The organism is Robertkochia sediminum (assembly GCF_016786255.1).
GTDB lineage: Bacteria > Bacteroidota > Bacteroidia > Flavobacteriales > Flavobacteriaceae > Robertkochia > Robertkochia sediminum.
In genome coordinates, this window is the sequence record NZ_JADMKT010000072.1 from 34800 (window position 1) to 54199 (window position 19400).

General features: G+C 49.2%; 14 protein-coding genes. 7 read left to right on the forward strand and 7 right to left on the reverse strand.

What is annotated here, in order from left to right; translation table 11 throughout:
• Positions 1-9: 9 nt before the first annotated feature.
• The 5 genes from IS446_RS05575 to IS446_RS05595 all read left to right on the forward strand — a co-directional run bounded on the left by IS446_RS05575 (position 10) and on the right by IS446_RS05595 (position 8550).
• Positions 10-1347 (forward strand): M28 family metallopeptidase, encoded by a 1338-nt coding sequence (locus tag IS446_RS05575; protein ID WP_203059026.1) that lies wholly within the window; start codon positions 10-12, stop codon positions 1345-1347.
• 159 nt (positions 1348-1506) lie between these two features.
• Positions 1507-3126, forward strand: coding sequence for a M1 family metallopeptidase (locus IS446_RS05580; protein WP_203059027.1), 1620 nt, complete (start codon positions 1507-1509; stop codon positions 3124-3126).
• Positions 3127-3209: 83 nt separating this feature from the next.
• Positions 3210-6416, forward strand: a complete 3207-nt coding sequence (locus IS446_RS05585) for a WD40/YVTN/BNR-like repeat-containing protein (RefSeq protein ID WP_203059028.1) — start codon at positions 3210-3212, stop codon at positions 6414-6416.
• Between the two features lie 249 nt (positions 6417-6665).
• Complete coding sequence (locus IS446_RS05590) at positions 6666-7883, forward strand: bifunctional alpha/beta hydrolase/OsmC family protein (protein ID WP_203059029.1); 1218 nt, start codon at positions 6666-6668, stop codon at positions 7881-7883.
• Positions 7884-7938: 55 nt separating this feature from the next.
• A complete protein-coding gene (locus tag IS446_RS05595) occupies positions 7939-8550 on the forward strand; it encodes a superoxide dismutase family protein (RefSeq protein WP_203059030.1) in 612 nt (203 codons plus the stop codon).
• A gap of 49 nt (positions 8551-8599) precedes the next feature.
• On the opposite strand, the gene IS446_RS05600 is transcribed toward IS446_RS05595, so the two are convergent.
• From IS446_RS05600 to IS446_RS05610, 3 genes are read right to left on the reverse strand one after another with little or no spacing between them, the layout of a single operon-like run.
• Complete coding sequence (locus tag IS446_RS05600; protein WP_203059031.1) at positions 8600-10141, reverse strand: acyl-CoA carboxylase subunit beta; 1542 nt, start codon at positions 10139-10141, stop codon at positions 8600-8602.
• On the reverse strand, positions 10138-11586 hold the full coding sequence (gene accC, locus IS446_RS05605; protein ID WP_203059032.1) for an acetyl-CoA carboxylase biotin carboxylase subunit: 1449 nt from the start codon (positions 11584-11586) through the stop codon (positions 10138-10140). The genes IS446_RS05600 and accC overlap by 4 nt, the downstream gene beginning before the upstream one ends.
• A gap of 1 nt (position 11587) precedes the next feature.
• Positions 11588-12073 carry an acetyl-CoA carboxylase biotin carboxyl carrier protein subunit gene (locus IS446_RS05610; RefSeq protein WP_203059033.1) on the reverse strand — a complete coding sequence of 162 codons (486 nt, stop codon included), beginning with the start codon at positions 12071-12073 and terminating at the stop codon, positions 11588-11590.
• Between the two features lie 141 nt (positions 12074-12214).
• Between IS446_RS05610 and IS446_RS05615 the strand changes: the two genes are divergently transcribed.
• Positions 12215-12814, forward strand: coding sequence for a hypothetical protein (locus tag IS446_RS05615; RefSeq protein ID WP_203059034.1), 600 nt, complete (start codon positions 12215-12217; stop codon positions 12812-12814).
• A 177-nt stretch (positions 12815-12991) separates the two neighbouring features.
• Here IS446_RS05615 and IS446_RS05620 read toward each other — a convergent pair whose 3' ends face one another.
• From IS446_RS05620 to IS446_RS05635, 4 genes are all read right to left on the reverse strand, one after another.
• Positions 12992-14455: a MoxR family ATPase gene (locus tag IS446_RS05620; RefSeq protein ID WP_203059035.1), complete on the reverse strand. Its 1464-nt coding sequence runs from the start codon at positions 14453-14455 to the stop codon at positions 12992-12994.
• Positions 14456-14475: 20 nt separating this feature from the next.
• Positions 14476-15624 (reverse strand): vWA domain-containing protein, encoded by a 1149-nt coding sequence (locus tag IS446_RS05625; protein ID WP_203059036.1) that lies wholly within the window; start codon positions 15622-15624, stop codon positions 14476-14478.
• A 390-nt stretch (positions 15625-16014) separates the two neighbouring features.
• A complete protein-coding gene (locus IS446_RS05630) occupies positions 16015-17406 on the reverse strand; it encodes a M20/M25/M40 family metallo-hydrolase (protein ID WP_203059037.1) in 1392 nt (463 codons plus the stop codon).
• Between the two features lie 71 nt (positions 17407-17477).
• Positions 17478-18356 carry a PPK2 family polyphosphate kinase gene (locus IS446_RS05635; protein ID WP_203059038.1) on the reverse strand — a complete coding sequence of 293 codons (879 nt, stop codon included), beginning with the start codon at positions 18354-18356 and terminating at the stop codon, positions 17478-17480.
• A gap of 135 nt (positions 18357-18491) precedes the next feature.
• Here IS446_RS05635 and IS446_RS05640 point away from each other — a divergent pair, with 135 nt between their 5' ends.
• A complete protein-coding gene (locus IS446_RS05640; protein WP_203059039.1) occupies positions 18492-19313 on the forward strand; it encodes a hypothetical protein in 822 nt (273 codons plus the stop codon).
• Positions 19314-19400: the final 87 nt, after the last annotated feature.

Consider the following 19400-nt stretch of genomic DNA (forward strand, 5'->3'; position numbering starts at 1 on the left):
ATCACCGTAATGAAAACGTACTTTTTAACTGCTTTTGCCCTTCTTGCGGCTATCACCCTTAGTGCCCAGAAGGAAACCAAGATCTACGACATCATCAACAATGTTTCTGCCGAGCGCATTGAGAGAGACGTTCGCATTTTAGCCGATTTCGGAACCCGCCATACCCTGAGCGATACAGTTTCTGAAACTCGCGGGATCGGGGCTGCCCGCCGCTGGATCAAGGCCGAGTTTGACCGTATCTCTGCTTCTTGTGACAACTGCCTGGAAGTTTTCTACCAAAAGAATCTCGTAGAAAAAGGTGCCAACGAACGCATCTTTGAAGATGTATGGGTGGTCAACGTGATCGCCGTAAAACGCGGTACTAAATACCCCGACAGCTATATCATCATGAGTGGTGATATCGATTCGCGGGCCTCGGATCCGAATGACAATACCACCGACGCCCCGGGAGCCAACGACAACGCCAGTGGGATGGCCGGAACCCTTGAGGCCGCACGCGTGCTCAAAGACTACGAATTTGAACACAGTATTGTTTTTGCCGGACTTTCGGGTGAAGAGCAAGGACTCTTCGGAGGAAAAGGCCTGGCAGCATATGCCAAAGAGAACAACTGGAATGTTATCGGGGTACTCAACAACGACATGATCGGAAATATTAAAGGCGTAGACGGCGTGGTAAGCAACCGTGACTTCCGCATCTTTTCTGAACCCGTGCCCCCTACCGAAACCGAACGCCAGCGAAGAGCTCGCAGGTTCTACGGTGGTGAGGTAGACGGCATAAGCAGGCAGCTGGCCCGCTATGTGCACAGGACTACAAAAACCTATATGCCCGAAATGAATCCGATGCTTATCTACAGGCTCGATCGCTTTGGACGTGGAGGGCACCACCGACCTTTTAACGATGCCGGATTCGCGGGAATTCGCATCATGGAAGCGCATGAGAACTACACCCAACAACACCAGGACGTACGCAATGAGAACGGGATCGCCTATGGGGACGTGTTAGAACATGTGAATTTTGAATATGCGGCAAAGCTCACCACCGTTAACGCGATCAACCTTGCCGCTATCGCATGGGCCCCTTCTGCCCCTAAGAACGTGAAGATAGGCGGTATTGTAGAACCTTCAGCAAAACTTTCGTGGGACAAGGTCGATGGTGCCATTGGATACAAGATCTACTGGAGAGAAACCACCAGTCCTACCTGGGACCATAGCAGGTACGTAGGCGATACCACCAGCCATACCCTCGAAGGGATCGTTATCGACAACTACTTCTTTGGGGTCGTTGCTGTAGGTGCTAACGGTACCGAAAGCCTGGTGACCTTCCCCGGCGGGATCATCAGAAACTAGGAAAAAAAGGTGAACATAAGATTCAAATGAAACCCACTTAACAAAAACCGTACAATTAAGAAATATATGCCTTACATCATACAGAAAGACTTTCTTATCGGAAAGTCTTTCTTTTTTTCTGAAAAGGTCGTATTATCCCGACCCTGGATAACATGACCTATGAAAAAGCTTTTTTTGCTATTGATGGCCTTCCCCTTAGTGACCATGGCCCAAAATTTTACAGCACAAGACACCCTTAGAGGAAGCATTACTCCTGAGCGCGAGTGGTGGGACCTTACCTATTACCACCTCGATATAGAAGTAGACCCGGAAGAACGTTTTATTTCCGGTAGTAATCTCATTGGCTTTACTGCTTTAAAAACAGGAAACGTATTGCAGATCGATCTCCAGGAGCCTATGAAGATCGAAAAAGTGATGTACCGGGGTAAGTCCATGAAATTTACCTCTAACGGGAACGCACACCTGGTGTACCTGGACAGGAAGATCCCTGAGGGAAGAAAGGGATATATAAAGGTGTATTATTCCGGGAACCCAAGGGAAGCCATCAGGGCACCATGGGACGGGGGTGTCTCATGGGCAAAGGACCGCAATGGGGAGCACTTTATCGCCACCTCCTGCCAGGGACTTGGCGCCAGCGTATGGTGGCCTAATAAGGACCATATGTACGACGAGGTAGACAGTATGAAGATAAGCGTTACCGTACCCGACCACCTGGTAGATATTTCTAACGGCCGCCTTTTGGGAACGGAGCACGACGAGAAAAATCGCAAACGCACCTTTCACTGGGGTGTGAACAATCCGATAAACAATTACGGGGTAAACATCAATATTGGCGACTACGAAGGTTTCGGAGAGGTCTATGAAGGCGAAAAAGGAAAGCTCGACATGACCTACTACGTGCTTTCGTACAACCTGGATAAGGCCAGAAAACAATTTGCCCAGGCTGCAGAGACTATTGAGGCCTTTGAACACTGGTTTGGCCCCTACCCTTTCTACGAAGACGGATACAAGTTGGTGGAAGTACCCTACCTGGGAATGGAACACCAGAGCTCGGTAACCTATGGTAACAAATTCAAGAACGGATACCTGGGTAACGACCTCTCAGGATCGGGATGGGGACTCAAATTCGACTTTATCATTGTACACGAGAGTGGTCACGAATGGTTTGCGAATAACATCACCAATATCGACATTGCCGATATGTGGATACACGAGAGTTTTACCGCCTATGCTGAAAGCCTCTTTGTGGAGTACTACCACGGGAAGGAAGCCGGTGCCGACTACGTTACCGGAACCCGACAGAACATCCTTAACGACAAACCAATTATAGGTCAATACGGTGTAAACCACGAAGGTTCAGGCGATATGTATTACAAAGGTGCCAATATGCTGCACACCCTCAGGCAACTCATCGAAGACGATGAGCTGTGGAGAGCGATCCTTCGCGGCCTCAATCGCGATTTTTACCACCAGACGGTAAGTACTAACGATATTGAGCGTTACCTGATGCAGAAAACAGGGAAAGACCTCACGGCTTTTTTCAACCAGTATCTGAGAGACTCCAGGGTTCCTGTTTTTGAATACGAGATCACCGATGGCGTGCTCAAATACCGCTATACCGATGTGGTGGAGGGATTCGATATGCCCCTGGAAATTACCATGAACGGTCATACCGACTGGATACAGCCTAAGACCGAATGGCAGGAGCTGCGCCTTAACCAAAAGATCGCTTCCTTTAGCGTAGACCGCGACTACCTGGTCCTACACCGCGAATTATAACCCTTAAAATTCCATTAACAGGTCTTTAAGAATTCTTGCAGGAGTTTTCGTTATTTTAGCTTTTTAAACTAACTAACTACTGTATGAAAAGCATTTTTATGTCGGGGATCATGCTGCTGCTATCCCTACTTGGCTTTGCCCAAGAATTTTCGATGGACCTGGCACAGGACCTAAAACCCAGAAATATAGGCCCGGGAGGTATGAGTGGTAGGGTTACCGCCATTGACGTGGTTACCGACAACCCTGATATCATGTACGTGGGTACTGCTTCGGGAGGTCTTTGGAAATCGACTTCCGGAGGGATCAAATGGGAGCCCATCTTCGAAAAAGAGGTTACCGCTTCTATCGGTGCCGTAGCCATTCAGCAATCCAATCCTTCTGTGATCTGGGTAGGTACCGGTGAAGGGAATCCACGTAATAGCCTGAACGGCGGATACGGGATCTATAAGTCGCTTGACGCCGGAAAGACCTGGCAACCTATGGGCCTTGAAAATACCCGACATATTCACCGGGTGATCATTGATCCTACCGATCCGAATACCGTATATGTTGCCGCCATAGGTTCTCCATGGGGAGAGCATCCTGAAAGAGGGATCTATAAAACCACCGATGGCGGTAAAAGCTGGGAAAAGATCCTTTTTGTAAATAACCGCACGGGAGCGGCAGATCTTATTATCGACCCTTCTAATCCGAACAAACTTCTGGCTGCCATGTGGGAGCACAAAAGAGACCCTTGGTTCTTTAAGTCAGGAGGTGAAGGCAGTGGCCTTTACATGACCCACGATGGAGGAAAGAACTGGAAAGAACTCACCGATAAGGACGGCCTTCCCAAGGGAGAGCTCGGACGTATTGGTCTGGCTATCGCCAAAAATAAGCCGGAGGTGATCTACGCCCTGGTAGAATCAAAAAAGAACGCCCTTTACAAGAGTACCGATGGAGGATTTAAATGGAGCAAGGTAAACGACAAGCCGGAGATCGGAAACCGACCGTTCTACTACTCAGACCTGGCCGTTGATCCTGAAAATGAGAACAGGGTATTCTCGATCTTCACCTATGTGAATGTTTCCCAGGACGGAGGTAAGAGCTTTAACGAACTTATGCCTGCCTATGGGGTGAGCAACGGGGTACACCCCGACCACCACGCCTGGTGGATCCACCCGGAAGACGGAAGCTTTATGATGGACGGTAACGATGGAGGTCTCAACATTACCCACGACGGGGGTAAAACCTGGCGTTTTATCAGCAATATTCCCGTAGCTCAGTTCTACCATATAAGCACCGATAACGACTATCCGTATAACGTATACGGAGGTATGCAGGATAACGGTTCGTGGAAAGGCCCTGCCTATGTATGGCGTGCCCAGGGCATTAGAAATTCATACTGGCAGGAGATCGCCTTTGGAGACGGATTTGATGTGGTACCGGACCAACAAGATCCGCGTTATGGTTATGCCATGAGTCAGCAAGGATACGTTTCGCGCTACGATGCCGAAACCGGTAACAACTACTCTGTACGTCCTACCCACCCCGACCCTGAGGTAGAACTGCGTTTTAACTGGAATTCGGCCATTGGCCAGGATCCTTTTGATGCCTCTACCGTTTATTTCGGTAGCCAGTACGTACATAAGAGCAGTGATAAAGGTCTCACCTGGGAGGTGATCTCTCCGGACCTTACCACCAACGATCCTGAAAAACAAAAGCAGGGCGAAAGTGGCGGTCTTACCCTCGATGCTACAGGAGCAGAGAACTACACCACCATTCTGGTGATCGAGCCATCACCGGTAGAAAAAGACATGCTATGGGTAGGTACAGACGATGGCCGTGTGCACTACACCACTAACGGTGGTGCCGAATGGAATGATGTGACCAAGAACATCAAAGGCCTGCCGGAAGGTAGCTGGATCGTACAGATCAAAGCTTCTAAGACCAATAAGGGTGAAGCCCTTCTCGTTGCCAACGACTACAGAAGATTTAACTATACCCCTTACGCCTACCGAACCACCAACTACGGTAAAACATGGAAGCGTATTGTAGATGAAGATGATGTAAAAAGTTATGCCCTTTCGATCATCGAAGATCCTGTAGAGCCGCGATTGATGTTCCTCGGAACGGACGACGGACTCTACCTGTCTCTGAATGCCGGAGAAACCTGGCAGAAATGGACGGAGGGTTATCCTACCGTTTCGACCAAAGACCTGGCGATCCAGGAACGCGAAGGCGACCTGGTGATCGGTACTTTTGGTAGAGCTGCATGGGTACTCGACGATATAAGACCCTTGAGAGCTATCGCCGCCGATCCTGCCATTACCCAAAGCAAAGTAACGCTTTTCGAACCACCGGTAGCATACGATGCCGCCTACCAGCAACCAACAGGAAGCCGTTTTGGTGCCGATGCGATGTTCTCCGGAGAGAACAAAAGAGGTGGGGCGATGATCTCTTACTTTATCGCGCCTCAAAAGCCTGAAGCTAAAAAAGAAGAAGCCGCTAAGGATGAGGCCGAAAAAGGAACCGACAAGCCTGAGAATGAAGTAAAATGGGACAGTATTACCCTGGAGGTATTCAAGGGCGAAAAGCTTATTCGCACCCTGAAAAGAAAAGCGCCGAAAGAAAAAGGTATCCACCGCATGTACTGGGGCCTTGACGAAAAAGGAGCCGACAGGCCTTCCAGAAATCCGCGTAAATCGAACAGAGAACCCGGAGGGGCTTCCGTACTTCCAGGTACGTATAACCTTAAGCTCACTTACGGAGACCAGGTTTCTTCCAGAAGTATCGAAGTAAAGAGTGACCCGAGGATCGATTACAACATGGCCGATCTGGAAGCGGTGCACGACGCTGTTGAGGAATTGCAACAATGGCAGCAGCTTATCGCCGATATGAGCAAGCAGCTGGCCGAAAGCAAGTCGACCGCCGAGACCTTCAAGAAAGAGCTTAAGAAAGAAGATAAGGACGGATTTAAAGAAGAGATCGAAGCTTCTGAAGAGATCGTGAAAAAGATCACTGAACTTCAGGATGCCATCTTCGGAAAAGAAGACAAGCGCCAGGGAATCACCAGGAATTCAGATCCTACGGTAATGTCTCGTCTCTATTCAGCTTACGGTTACGTAGCCAGTCGTAAGACCGGGCTTACCGAAACAGAGAGCCGCCTGATGAAACAGGCCAAAGACGCTCTTGATGTAAGCGTAAATGAGATCAATACCTTCTACGAAGATGTTTGGCCGGGCTACCAGGAAAAAATGGAGGCGACCAAGGTCGATCGTTTTAAGGAAACCAAATCCTTCTCCCTGGATTAAGACCTCATATAACAGCCATTCTGCAAGTAACCACATGAGTATGGCAAACCCACAGGATCCTGCCCGTAAGCATTTACAGGCAGGATCTTTTTTTTTACTCCACCCGGGATCAAACCTTTCTTTTCCTAAACTACTTCCGGGATTCCCGAAACACCCCCTCCAAAAGACAGCCTTTAAACTCATTTTCAGTACCTTCGCCTTACGCAAGGGCATAAGGCCCCAATACCTTGCCGGCATAAATCCAACCCTATGACCACAGAAAACATCAAATTCACCAACCGCGATGGGATCGTTCTTTCCGGCCGCATCGACCTCCCCGTAAACAGAGCCCCCCATACCTACGCCATTTTTGCCCATTGCTTTACCTGTAGCAAGAACTTCCCTGCAGTAAAGAACATAAGCAAAGGGCTAACTTCCCGCGGATTTGCAGTATTGCGGTTCGACTTTACAGGACTTGGCAACAGTGAAGGCGACTTTTCGAACACGAATTTTTCGGCCAATATCAACGACCTTGAAGATGCAGCGGCCATGCTGCAAGAAAAATATACGGCTCCCGAACTTTTAGTAGGTCATTCCCTGGGAGGGGCCGCAGTACTACTGGCTGCGCGAAAGATCGCCTCAGTAAAGGCCGTAGTGACCATAGGCGCCCCCTCTCACCCTTCACATGTAACCCACCTCCTGGAGGGGGGCCTGGAAACCATTGAAGAAAAAGGGAGTGCCGAGATCAATATCGGAGGGCGTACCTTCACCATCCGTTCCCAGTTCCTGAACGATCTGAACAGTCTCCCCGGCAACGAGGTGAGTAACGACCTGCGACTGCCACTGCTTATCTTACATTCACCACAGGATCGGATCGTAGAGATCGATAATGCCCGGGAACTCTATCAGGCTGCCCATCACCCCAAAAGCTTTGTATCGTTGGATGGGGCAGACCACCTGCTAAGCAGGAAAGAAGACTCCCTGTATGCCGGCGACCTTATCGGAAGCTGGGCCCAACGCTATATTCCACATGAGGCGCATCAACCTCGTGAATTCCCCCACCAGGTCATGGCAAGTCTTGATACAGCCGATGCCTTTACCACCGAAATGATCGTAGGCCATACCCGAATGATCGCCGATGAACCCGAAGCCTATGGTGGTGCTGCCCTTGGGCCTACCCCCTATGAGTTGCTGGGTGCAGCCTTAGCAAGTTGTACCGCTATGACCCTGAATATGTACCTCGGAAGGAAAGAATGGAAGGCCGTGCGTATCGAGGTCTTTGTGTCACATACCGGAAAACATGTGGTAGACTGTGAGCATTGTGACGACCCAAAGGCCCGCATCGATCATTTTGAGCGGACGGTAAAGGTCAAGGGAACCCTGGATGGGCAGCAAATGGAGCGACTCCTGCAGATCGCCGATAAGTGCCCGGTACACAAAACCCTTTCTGCAAAAAATCAGATCAATACGACCATAGAAAATGCGTAATTTTGTTAAAACAGGAAGAACTTGTTATATTCGACTACCAAAATCTCAATAAATTATGAAAAATACGAAAATGTACATAGTACTCTTTGCCGCGGGCCTGTTAACACTGGGGGTAAGCTGTAAAGGGAATGAAAAGAAAGCAGCTACAGAAGAAGTGGTTACCGAAACCGTTGAAATTACCGCCGATGATACTGCTGCCGCCAAGGATACCGACGTAAAGGAGGTTACCGTGGTTATGGCTTCCAAGAGCGGAAGTGAAGTTAAAGGTACGGCCACCTTTACCCAGGCAAACGGGAAGGTGACCATGGTCGCTACTTTTGAAGGGCTTGAGCCCGGGGAGCACGCCATCCACCTGCACGAAAAGGCCGATTGTTCGGCAGATGATGCCACATCTACCGGCGGACACTGGAATCCGACCTTTGCCAAGCACGGAAAATGGGGTGAAGAAGAAGGGTTCCACCTGGGAGATATCGGAAACTTTACCGCCGATGAGAACGGTAATGGTTCTATTACCTTTGAAACCGACCTGTGGTGTATTGGCTGTGGGATCGAGACCAGAGACATCCTCGGTAAGGCCGTGATCGTTCACAAAGGTCAGGACGATTTCGTAAGTCAGCCTAGTGGTGCTGCCGGAGCGAGAGTGAGCTGCGGAGGAGTTATCGAATAAGACTTTATATGACCATCATAAAAAAAGCCCGGACAGATCCGGGCTTTTTTTATAGGGGTATGTTGCCGTGTTTTCTGTCGGGACGTTCTGTTTTTTTATGCTCCAGCATACTGAACCCCTTGAGTAATTTTCTTCTCGTATCCCGCGGATCGATCACCTCATCTATAAATCCGCGTCGTGCCGCACTGTACGGATCTGCGAACTTATCGGCATACGCCTTTTCTTTTTCTGCCAGTTTGGCCGCGGGGTCGTCTGCTGCAGCGATCTCTTTTTTAAAGATGATCTCACTGGCTCCCTTAGCTCCCATTACTGCGATCTCTGCAGATGGCCAAGCAAAATTAAGATCGGCACCTATGTGTTTGGAATTCATCACATCATAGGCTCCTCCGTAGGCTTTCCTGGTGATCACGGTCACCTTAGGTACCGTAGCCTCACTAAGGGCATAAAGCAGTTTTGCTCCCTCTACGATAATACCATTCCACTCCTGGTCGGTACCCGGTAAAAATCCGGGAACATCCACCAGCACCAACAACGGAATATTAAAGCAATCGCAAAACCGCGTAAATCGCGCCCCTTTCACAGAGCTGTCTACATCCAACACTCCGGCGAGGTGCATCGGTTGGTTAGCAACGATCCCGATACTGCGACCGCCCATACGGGCAAATCCCACAATAATATTCGGAGCATAGTCCTTATGTACCTCAAAAAAGCTGTTAGCATCGATGAGCTTTTCGATCACCTTATGCATATCGTAAGGCTGATTAGGGTGCTCGGGGATCACTGTAGCCAGGTCTTCACAATATTCTTTGTCGGGCTCAAAGGGAAGGTGCTTAGGCAGCTCCTTATTGTTTTGAGGAAGGTAAGACAACAAGGTCTTTACCTGCTTCAGGCATTCCACATCGTTCATGGCGGTAAAATGCGCCACCCCCGACCGGGAAGCATGCGTACGCGCCCCGCCGAGCTCTTCGGCCGTAACCTCTTCATTGGTCACCGTTTTTACCACATTGGGTCCGGTAACGAACATATAGCTGGAATTCTCTACCATCAAGGTGAAATCGGTCATGGCCGGAGAATATACGGCCCCACCGGCACATGGCCCCATAATGGCCGAGATCTGGGGAATAACACCTGAGGAACTCACATTGCGGTGAAAGATATCGGCATAGCCTCCCAGGGAGCTTACCCCTTCCTGTATGCGGGCTCCCCCCGAATCGTTAAGGCCTATCATAGGCACTCCTGTACGCACGGCCATATCCATGACCTTGCAGATCTTTTCGGCATGGGTTTCAGAAAGCGCTCCCCCGAAAACCGTAAAATCCTGGGCGAATACGCATACGGGACGTCCGTTTATGGTACCATAACCCGTAACGACCCCGTCGCCGTAAATACGTTGTTTATCCATCCCAAAGTCGGTTGCCCGGTGGGTTACCAGGGCACCCATCTCTTCAAAAGAGCCTTCGTCGAGCAAGTAAGCGATACGTTCTCTTGCGGTGAGCTTTTTCTTGGCGTGCTGTTTGGCTATGCGCTCTTCTCCCCCACCGACTTCAGCTTCTTTGAGTCGTCTTTGTAATTCGTCTAATTTCTCTTTCATGGCTGTGAATTTGGTAAGCTTAACTTTTCTCGTGTTTTCAGATAGTGGTGCAATGCCAGCACTGCGGCCAGCTCGGACTTTTCCTTACGGGCCTTCTCCAGGGATCCCGGCTGGTAGTATTGGGAAACAAAATGCGTATCGAATTGGCCACTTATAAAGGCTTCGTGGTCCATAACGAACCGTCCGAACGGTAAGGTGGTTCGCACCCCTTCTACCAGGTATTCTCCTATCGCTTTGCGCATACGGTGTATGGCCTCTGTGCGGTCGGCACCGTAACACACCAGTTTAGACAACATGGGGTCGTAATAAATAGGCACCTTCATCCCCTCGTAGAATCCGTTATCGACCCGTACCCCCTCGCCTTCCGGTAACCGGTAGGTCTCCAGGGTTCCCGTACTGGGAAAGAAATTGTCAAGCGGATCTTCGGCGTATACCCTGAGCTCTATGGCATGCCCATGAAGTTTCAGGTCTTCCTGCGCAAAAGGCAGGGCTTTGCCCATCGCGATCTCCAGTTGCAAGCGAACGAGGTCAAGACCGGTAACCATTTCGGTCACGGGATGTTCCACCTGCAATCGCGTATTCATTTCTAAAAAGTAAAAATTGTGATCGGCGTCGAGGAGGAATTCTACGGTCCCTGCTCCCACATAGTCACAAGACCGCGCCACATGGATGGCGGCCTGTCCCATACGCTCGCGGAGCTCGGGGGTAAGCACGCTCGAAGGCGCCTCTTCGATCACCTTTTGGTGCCGGCGCTGAATACTGCATTCCCTTTCAAAAAGGTGTACGGTATTGCCATGGGTATCGGCGAGGATCTGCACCTCGATATGCCTTGGAGAGGTCACGTATTTCTCGATAAAGACCGAACCATCGCCAAAGGCGGCTTTGGCCTCACTAATGGCTCTTTCCATCTGGGATTCCAGGTCTTCTTCTTTTTCAACGACACGCATCCCCTTTCCTCCACCCCCGGCAGAGGCTTTGATCAGAATAGGAAAGCCTATGTCCCGGGCGATCTCCATGGCCTTAGAAGCGTCGGTTATCGCCTTATCGGTTCCCGGAACCATGGGGATATCATAGGCCGATACTGTGGCCTTGGCCTCCAATTTACTGCCCATAACCCTGATGGCTTCCGGAGAAGGTCCAACAAAAATGATCCCGGCCTCGGTGACCTTTTTAGCAAATACGGCATTCTCACTTAAAAATCCGTATCCGGGGTGAATGGCATCGGCACCAACCGTCGCGGCCACCCCGATGATCTTATCCATATCGAGGTAAGAAGAAGCCGAATCGGGACCGCCGATCTCCACAGCCTCATCGGCCAATTGTACGTGAGGGGCCTCCCTGTCGGCTACAGAATATACCGCTACCGTTACCATACCCATTTGGCGGGCACTTTCTATGATACGCACGGCGATCTCGCCGCGATTGGCTATCAGTACTTTCTTCATATTATTCGAATGCTATGAGTTCACTTCCTTTTTCTACCGATGCTCCAACGGCCATTCGCACCGAAGCTATGGTTCCCTTACGGGGAGATAGGATCACATTTTCCATCTTCATGGCTTCGAGTACGAGCAAGGGTTCGTCTTTTTCTACTTCCTGCCCCTCCCTGACGTAGATATCCAGTAAAAGTCCGGGCATAGGAGCCACCACCGTATCGACCTGATCTCCATCAGAGACAGCGAATCCCATCTGTTCGATGAACAGGTCTATGGGCCTTGATATTTGTACCCGGAAACGCTCGTCTCCAACCCGTATCAGGTAAGTGCGTTCCTGAAGGTCATAACTTTCTATTTGCAGCTGTGCTGACCGGTGATCTCGGATCAAATGGTACGTTTGTCCTCCTGTATGTATCAGGTTGGCCTTAGCGATCTCGGTATCCGAAAATTCGAAGGTATCCAATTCATTTACAAGCGCTTTGTATGTTCCTGCCATTGGGAAATATTTTTTATTAAATATAAGGTTTCTTTCACTTTTATAAGAAAAGGATACACCCCATTAGGGCAAGACCACATTTTCTCGAAGAAAGCCAACAATTGCTTATTTTAGTGTTTGTCAACACCTTACACATCATCTATGAAAAATGCAACACTCCTTGGCCTGGGCGTATCTCTCATGATGCTTTGGGCTTGTAAGAACGATACCCAAAAGGCCGCCGAAACCACTGATGATCCTGCTACCGAAACACCTGTAGCCACAGCACCGACAGAGGCCACTACCTATTCAAAGACCATGGAAATGCAGAACACCACCTTTAATATCGCTGTGGCGGGAGAAGAACTTACAGTAGCAGTTTTCCGTGGGGAATCTCCTGGCGGTAGTTTAACCACTCCCATAGTCGGGAAGGTAACCGGTACGGGGATGGAAGATCTTGACGCAGACGGATCTCCGGAAGTGGTGATCTTTACCCAAGAGCCGGAAAATGCCATGAAAGGGCATGCCTATGGCTTTAGCTCCGGAAAGGAAAACACCTTTGAAAGTATCTATATACCACCTTTAAGCAGTGACCCTGCCCACACGGAGGGGTATGTTGGTGGTGATGAATTTGCTTTAGTCGAAACCAGCCTGGTACGGCGTATGGTGCTCAACGATGGATCGGTACGACAGTTGCAATACAAACTCGTGTCTTCTTCAGAAGGAAAAAGCTTTGAGGTAGACCGGGTTGTTGAATACTGAGAGCAGTAAGGTAAAAGCTTTGGGCTAGATCGGGTTACTCAACACTGAGAGGAGTAAGGTGAAAGCTTTGAGGTAGATCGGGTTACTCAATACTGAGAGGAGGCCAGAGTGGAATACTTAGTAAAGCAACCATATCTAAGCACAAAAAAGGAGGGGAAATCCCCTCCTTCGTTCTATTTATAACCTACTGATGTAATTGCCGTAGAGGTCTTTGAACTGATGCCCTGAAACGAATCTGTTCTTAGAGAGTTTCTTATGGGCTGCGAGTCCCCACAGCAGGAATTCTTTCATAAAATACCGATCCTGATCAGATACATCAGGCTGGTATTGCGACAGTACAGTATCTACCGGCCTTACCGTATCGAGCAAGGTCTTGTATTCGTGATCGGGAAGGTCGTCCTGAAGTTCGAATCCGCTTCCCTCAAAGAACCACTGGAGGATCTCATCGTAAGGGGTGGCTTCTCCCTGTTTCTCGAGCTTTTCGATCTTTGGAAAGTATTCAGGGAATAAGGTCTTCACAGCACTCACGATCAGGTTGTTGGCTACAAAGGCGGCACCCTCCTGCTCTCCTTCGTATACCAACTCCACCTTTCCGGTAATGGCCGGAACCACTCCCATAAAGTCACTGAGTCGAACAGTGCCCTTATCTTCATTATTCAACAACATGCGGCGTTCGGCAGTGCTCATCAGGTTTTCAAAAATGGTGATGCTCATACGCGCACTCACCCCACTCTTGTGGTCTATAAATTCGCTTTCCCTGGCCTCAAAGGCGATCTGCTCGATAAGCAGGGCCGCCAGTTCAGGTACTGCGATGCGTTCCTTTTGCTCCGGATCCAGGGCCGCTTCCTGTTGGGTAATGGTGCGCGCAATAGCCACCGATTCCGGGTAATGTGTCAGGATCTGTGAGCCGATACGGTCTTTTAGAGGGGTAACAATACTCCCCCTGTTGGTATAATCCTCTGGATTTGCGGTAAAGACGAATTGGATATCCAGGGGTAACCGCAGTTTGAATCCGCGAATCTGCACGTCGCCTTCCTGCAGGATATTGAATAAGGCCACCTGTATTCGGGCCTGAAGGTCAGGAAGCTCATTGATCACAAAGATACTCCGGTGCGCCCTCGGGATCATCCCGAAATGGATCACCCTGTCGTCTGCATAAGACAGCTTGAGGTTGGCAGCCTTGATAGGGTCTACATCCCCGATAAGGTCGGCAACGGTAACATCAGGGGTGGCCAGCTTCTCATAAAAGCGCTCGTCCCTGTGTACCCAGTTCACCGGGGTATCATCGCCTTTTTCAGCAATGAGTTCCTTAGCGTACCTGGAGATGGGATACAGCGGATCATCGTTGATCTCCGATCCCGCAACCACAGGCATCCACTCGTCGAGCAGTCCGACCATGAGCCTTGCCAAACGCGTCTTTGCTTGTCCGCGAAGCCCCAGTAAATTGATGTTGTGTTTAGATAAGATCGCCCTTTCCAGCTCGGGGAGTACGGTATTCTCATAGCCGTGGATCCCGCTAAAGGGAGAGCGGTCTTGTTTAATTTGTTGTATGAGATTCTCTCTGAGTTCTTCTTTAACAGATCTGGAGCGGTAATCGGATGATCGTAAGGCTCCAAGAGTCTTGATGTTTTCTATATTCATGTTCAATTTTTTCTTTTTCGTTATCCTCTTATTCTTCGTTTGCGGTTGTTCTCGTAATCCTCGAAGATCATTTCTCCGAGTCCTTCGAGTCCGGTAAAGAATGCTTTCCCCCGGTTGGCCTCGGTAAAATGCCTGATAAATTGCATGAGGTAAGGATCACGGGCGATCATAAAGGTGGTAATGGGGATGTGCAATTTTCTGGCCTGTCGCGCCATTTGGTAGCATTTATCGACGATATAGGGGTCTAACCCCATACTGTTCATATAGTACTCTCCATTGGGTTCACGAAGGCAACTGGGCTTACCATCGGTGATCATAAAGATCTGCTTGTTGGTATTGCGTTTTCTTCTCAACATATCCATTGCCAGCTGCAGTCCGGCCACCGTATTGGTGTGGTAGGGCCCAACTTTGAGGTAGGGCAACTCTTTAATGGATATGGGCCAGGCATCATTGCCGAACACGAGGATCTCCAAGGTGTCTTTAGGGTATCTGGTCGTGATGAGCTCTGCCAGGGCCATGGCTACCTTTTTGGCCGGAGTAATGCGGTCTTCGCCATACAGGATCATACTGTGACTGATGTCGATCATAAGCACCGTACTCATCTGTGCCTTAAGGTGGGTCTCTTCTACCACCAGGTCGTCTTCATTGAGCATGAAGTTATCGAGGCCGTGATTGATCTGGGCATTACGCATGCTTTCGGTCATCGAAATACGCTCCAGCGGATCGCCAAAGCGATACTCACGGAAGTCGCCGGTGTGTTCATCGCCCCGGCCCGTAAAGGCGGTACGGTGGTTCCCGCGGCCACTGCGCTTGAGTTTTCCGAAGATCTGGTCGAGGGCGTGCTTACGTATCATCTGTTCGGTCTTGGCCGTGATACTGAACTTGCCCTGTCCGGAGCCATCGCCTTCGGTACCTTCACCGTCGGGATCGAATTCCTCGCGGATATACCCCTTATTCTTCAGGTCTTCAATAAAGTCGTCGATGGTGTAATCGGGTGTGGTAAGCTCGTATTCCTTGTCCAGTTCCCTCAGCCAGCTTATGGCCTCATCAAAATCACCCGAGGTATGGGTGATGAGCTCCTTGAAGATCTCAAAGAGCTTCTCGAAAGGCGACTGGTCGGGAGCCTTATAGGAATCGAAAACAAATCCTTTTTTGTGTGTGTTTTTCATAGCCCTATAAAAATACTAAAATTATAGGTCCATGCTTTCGATATGGCTTCCGGGGGATGCCTAAAGTTTTGTTAAGTGGTTAGAGGTTATGCAGTGACACGGTGACGCAGTGACGTAGTGACACTGTATTATAAAAGTTGGGATTTCTCCCCTCCTTCCCAAGGAGGGGTGCCCAGGTCTATGACGTGGGAGGGGCGGTTATGCGGTTATGTGATTATACAGTTAAGCGGTTAGGCATTTAGGCAGTTAGGCGATATCTATATTGGACCATTCAAAATCAAGCATTAAAAACCCAAAATTTCCTACTTCCCTATTTCCCTACTTCCCTACTTCCCTATTTCCCTACTTCCCTATTTCCCTACATACCTACCCATATACCTAGATACCTCTTTACCCCTTTACCTTTTTACCAAATCCGTATTTATCAACCAGGTAGATCAGGGCGGTCATGGTGGCTGCTCCGAGTTCGAGTTCCCTTTTGTTCACGTGCTCAAAAGTATCGTTAGCTGCGTGGTGATGGTCAAAATAGCGTTGGGTATCGGGACGCAATCCGGCGAGTACGGTTTCGCCGTTCTTCAAAGGCCCCACATCGGCCCCACTACCTCCACGGTCAAAAAGGTGTATAAGGTAAGGTTCGAACAATGGCTTCCAGCTAAGTACCTGCTCGAACTGATCGTCGCGACATTCAAAAGAGAATCCCCTCGGGGTAAATCCGCCCGAATCACTTTCAAGGGCAAACAGGTGTTTTTCCCCTTTTTGTTCGGCGACCTCTGCATATTTTCTCGCCCCTCTGAGTCCGTTCTCTTCATTCATAAAGAGCACCACCCTGATGGTCCTTTTAGGGGTATATCCGGTTTCTTTTAGGAGTCTCAGCACTTCCATGCTTTGCACACATCCGGCACCGTCGTCATGAGCACCATCTCCGAGGTCCCACGAATCAAGGTGTCCGCCAACTGTAATGATCTCATCGGGGTATTCGCTTCCGGTGATCTCCCCGATCACGTTATACGACTGTACATCGGGAAATACACGGCATTTCTGACTGAAGTAAAATGAAATGGTCGGATCCAGTTTGATCATGGTACTCAGCAACTCCGCATCTTTGGTACTGATAGCGGCTGCAGGAATGCGGTCGGCTTCCGGAAGGTCGCCATAAGACATGCTTCCTGTATGTGGCAGGTCATCGAGCCTGAGGTTAAGCGATCGAACAATAACTCCCGAAGCTCCGAGTTTACCGGCTTCCATAGCGCCTGCGTAACGCTGATTTGCACAGCCACTATAGGCCTTAAAAGTATTGATATAGGTAGGCTCCATAGCTTCGTTGAGAAAAACGATCTTCCCTTCCACCTGCTCCTTGCTCAAGGTTTGCAATTCTGCGATCCCGTTCACCTCGATGATCCCCGAGCGAAGTCCGCCTTCGGGCGTAGCCACGCTGCCTCCCAAAGCACAGATGTTTACCGGAGTGATCTTTCCCGGAGCCGATTCGATATAGGCGTATTCCTTCACCCCACGGGTCCATTTAGGCACCATGACCGGTTGCAACCATACCTTATCGAGACCCAGAGCTTCCAATTCCTTTTTCGTATACCTCACGGCTCTTTCTGCATTGAGCGATCCGGAGAGACGCCCCCCGATCTGGTTGCTCAGGTAATCGAGCCAATCGTAACTCTTACCATTAGTAAGCGACTGCTCATAAATGCTTTTCAACTGTTGGGCATCGCTTGTTTGGCCCCACATGAACAGGGGCGAAAGCAGTAGAAAAAGAACAAGGGATCTTTTCATGGTAGCTAGTGTTTTTGGTGATCTAAAAATGCAGAATCCACCCGAAAGATGATGTTAAATTTTCAATAAAACTAATCTTCTTCCAACTCCTTTCGGTAGGCATCGATATCAGCACTAATAGATTCATCTAATAAAGGTTCGCGAATATCCTCATACTTCTTGAGTTCGTCGTATATGATATCGGCTACAATGGCACGGCAGGCCTTCTTATTATCGGCAGGTACCACGAACCATGGCGCATCGTCGGTGGAGGTCGCATTTATGGCATCTTCATAACACGCCTGGTACCGATCCCAGAACCTGCGTTCTTTCAGGTCGCTTGGGGAGAACTTCCAGTTCTTTTCCGGGATGTCAAGTCTTCTTAGCAAGCGGTTCTTTTGTTCTTCCTTAGAAAGGTGGAGGTAGAATTTATAAACGAGCGTACCATTAGTCACAAGGTGGTTTTCAAAATCCCTGATATGCCGGAAACGGCCCTCCCAAAATTCATCGGTAATATCGTCTGTAGAGGTGATCCCGGGAATATTCTCCCCAAGAATAAATTCCGGATGCACACGGGTAACCAGGACATTCTCGTAATGGGTTCTGTTAAACACTCCGAATTTCCCTCTTTGGGGCAACCGTTTGTAATGACGCCACAAATAATCCTGCTTAAGCTCAAGACGCGTTGGCGCTTTAAAACTGTGCACCACTACCCCACGCATATTAAAGTCTTTGAACACCTCTCTTATCAGGCTGTCTTTCCCTGCAGTATCCATACCCTGGAGGCAAATGAGCACCGCATATTTACCATGTGCATACATAACATCCTGAAGTTTCCCGAGCTTTCTCCTTGTCTTTGCAAGTCTTTTCTTAAGGGCCTCATCATCGGCATTGAGGTTGTTCAGGGTGGCTATTTCCTTTAGTTTTACAGGGGTATCGACCCTGAAATCGGCGCTTCGTATTTTGTCCATATCCTAGTTTTTCTTAAAAATAACGCATAAAGATCTGAATAACATGATGTTATCGATAGGTTTTTTAAAATGATATATAAATTGTATTATTGCTGTACCCAAATTGTAAAATCGACATAACAAACCTGCTTAAGTATGAGAAAATTTGCTTTATTGATCACCTTTCTGCTATTGTCATATAATGCGACCATAGCGCAGTGCACCACAGCGTATTCTGCTGCTTCTTATGCGCTTGCCCACACCAAAAGAGCTTTAAAGTCTGATAACTTTGACCACCAGATGCAATATGCTGCACGTGGGGTTGAGGCTATGGAAAAAGCGCAAACCCTCATCGAAGAGTGCGGCTGCCAGCCTGCTCTTGACCAATTGGCACTAGGACTGAATAACCTCAGTAGAGCTGTAGAGCCGGAAGATTGGGATGCAGGTCGCTACTACACCAAGATCGCCCTGGCACATGTACAGAGCATGATGGGAGAACTAGACCTTTGTACGGCTTCTAACACCAACACCGAACCTGTAACCGCCGCTCCCGGAGCTATTGCTTCTGCGAGCAACGATACCGAATACCTTGCAGACAACGGTAATCTACTGTCTGAACAGCAAAAGCTGGAAGCCGAGCGTAAGCGCCTTGAAGAGCAGCAACGTATTCTCGAAGAGAAGATCGCTCGTCAGCAACTATTGGCCGAAGAGGCACGACTGGCCCGCGCCAGAGAGCTGGAAGAGCAAATGATCGTTAAGCAGGCTGCCGAAGTACATCTGGCAGAGATGGAACAAAACCTTATCGACCTGGCCGAAACCCTGGGATGCAGTAAGGTACGTTCGCTGTTGAACGGAAGCTATAAGCGTAGCGATGCGGTATTGGAAAACGAAAGCCTGGCAGAGACCAAGCAATGGTACCTGCAGCAAGCCGTGCGTATGCAAAAAGATGTAGCCGCAGCCCTTGAAGGATGCCGTTAATCTGAACAACTCACAAAATACCTTATAAAAAAAGCCCCATGGTTGCGGGGCTTTTTTTATGGGTTATGGGTTAAGAGTGAAGTGCTA

Bases quoted from the DNA above. Each gene is read 5' to 3' on its own strand.
- IS446_RS05610 (WP_203059033.1), bottom strand. From the start codon at position 12,073: ATGGCAGGAACATACAAAGCGCTTGTAAATGAATTGGATACCTTCGAA.
- IS446_RS05630 (WP_203059037.1), bottom strand. From the start codon at position 17,406: ATGAAAAGATCCCTTGTTCTTTTTCTACTGCTTTCGCCCCTGTTCATG.
- IS446_RS05595 (WP_203059030.1), top strand. From the start codon at position 7,939: ATGAAAAATACGAAAATGTACATAGTACTCTTTGCCGCGGGCCTGTTA.
- IS446_RS05580 (WP_203059027.1), top strand. From the start codon at position 1,507: ATGAAAAAGCTTTTTTTGCTATTGATGGCCTTCCCCTTAGTGACCATG.
- IS446_RS05615 (WP_203059034.1), top strand. From the start codon at position 12,215: ATGAAAAATGCAACACTCCTTGGCCTGGGCGTATCTCTCATGATGCTT.
- IS446_RS05590 (WP_203059029.1), top strand. From the start codon at position 6,666: ATGACCACAGAAAACATCAAATTCACCAACCGCGATGGGATCGTTCTT.
- accC (WP_203059032.1), bottom strand. From the start codon at position 11,586: ATGAAGAAAGTACTGATAGCCAATCGCGGCGAGATCGCCGTGCGTATC.
- IS446_RS05620 (WP_203059035.1), bottom strand. From the start codon at position 14,455: ATGAATATAGAAAACATCAAGACTCTTGGAGCCTTACGATCATCCGAT.
- IS446_RS05585 (WP_203059028.1), top strand. From the start codon at position 3,210: ATGAAAAGCATTTTTATGTCGGGGATCATGCTGCTGCTATCCCTACTT.
- IS446_RS05625 (WP_203059036.1), bottom strand. From the start codon at position 15,624: ATGAAAAACACACACAAAAAAGGATTTGTTTTCGATTCCTATAAGGCT.
- IS446_RS05575 (WP_203059026.1), top strand. From the start codon at position 10: ATGAAAACGTACTTTTTAACTGCTTTTGCCCTTCTTGCGGCTATCACC.
- IS446_RS05635 (WP_203059038.1), bottom strand. From the start codon at position 18,356: ATGGACAAAATACGAAGCGCCGATTTCAGGGTCGATACCCCTGTAAAA.
- IS446_RS05640 (WP_203059039.1), top strand. From the start codon at position 18,492: ATGAGAAAATTTGCTTTATTGATCACCTTTCTGCTATTGTCATATAAT.
- IS446_RS05600 (WP_203059031.1), bottom strand. From the start codon at position 10,141: ATGAAAGAGAAATTAGACGAATTACAAAGACGACTCAAAGAAGCTGAA.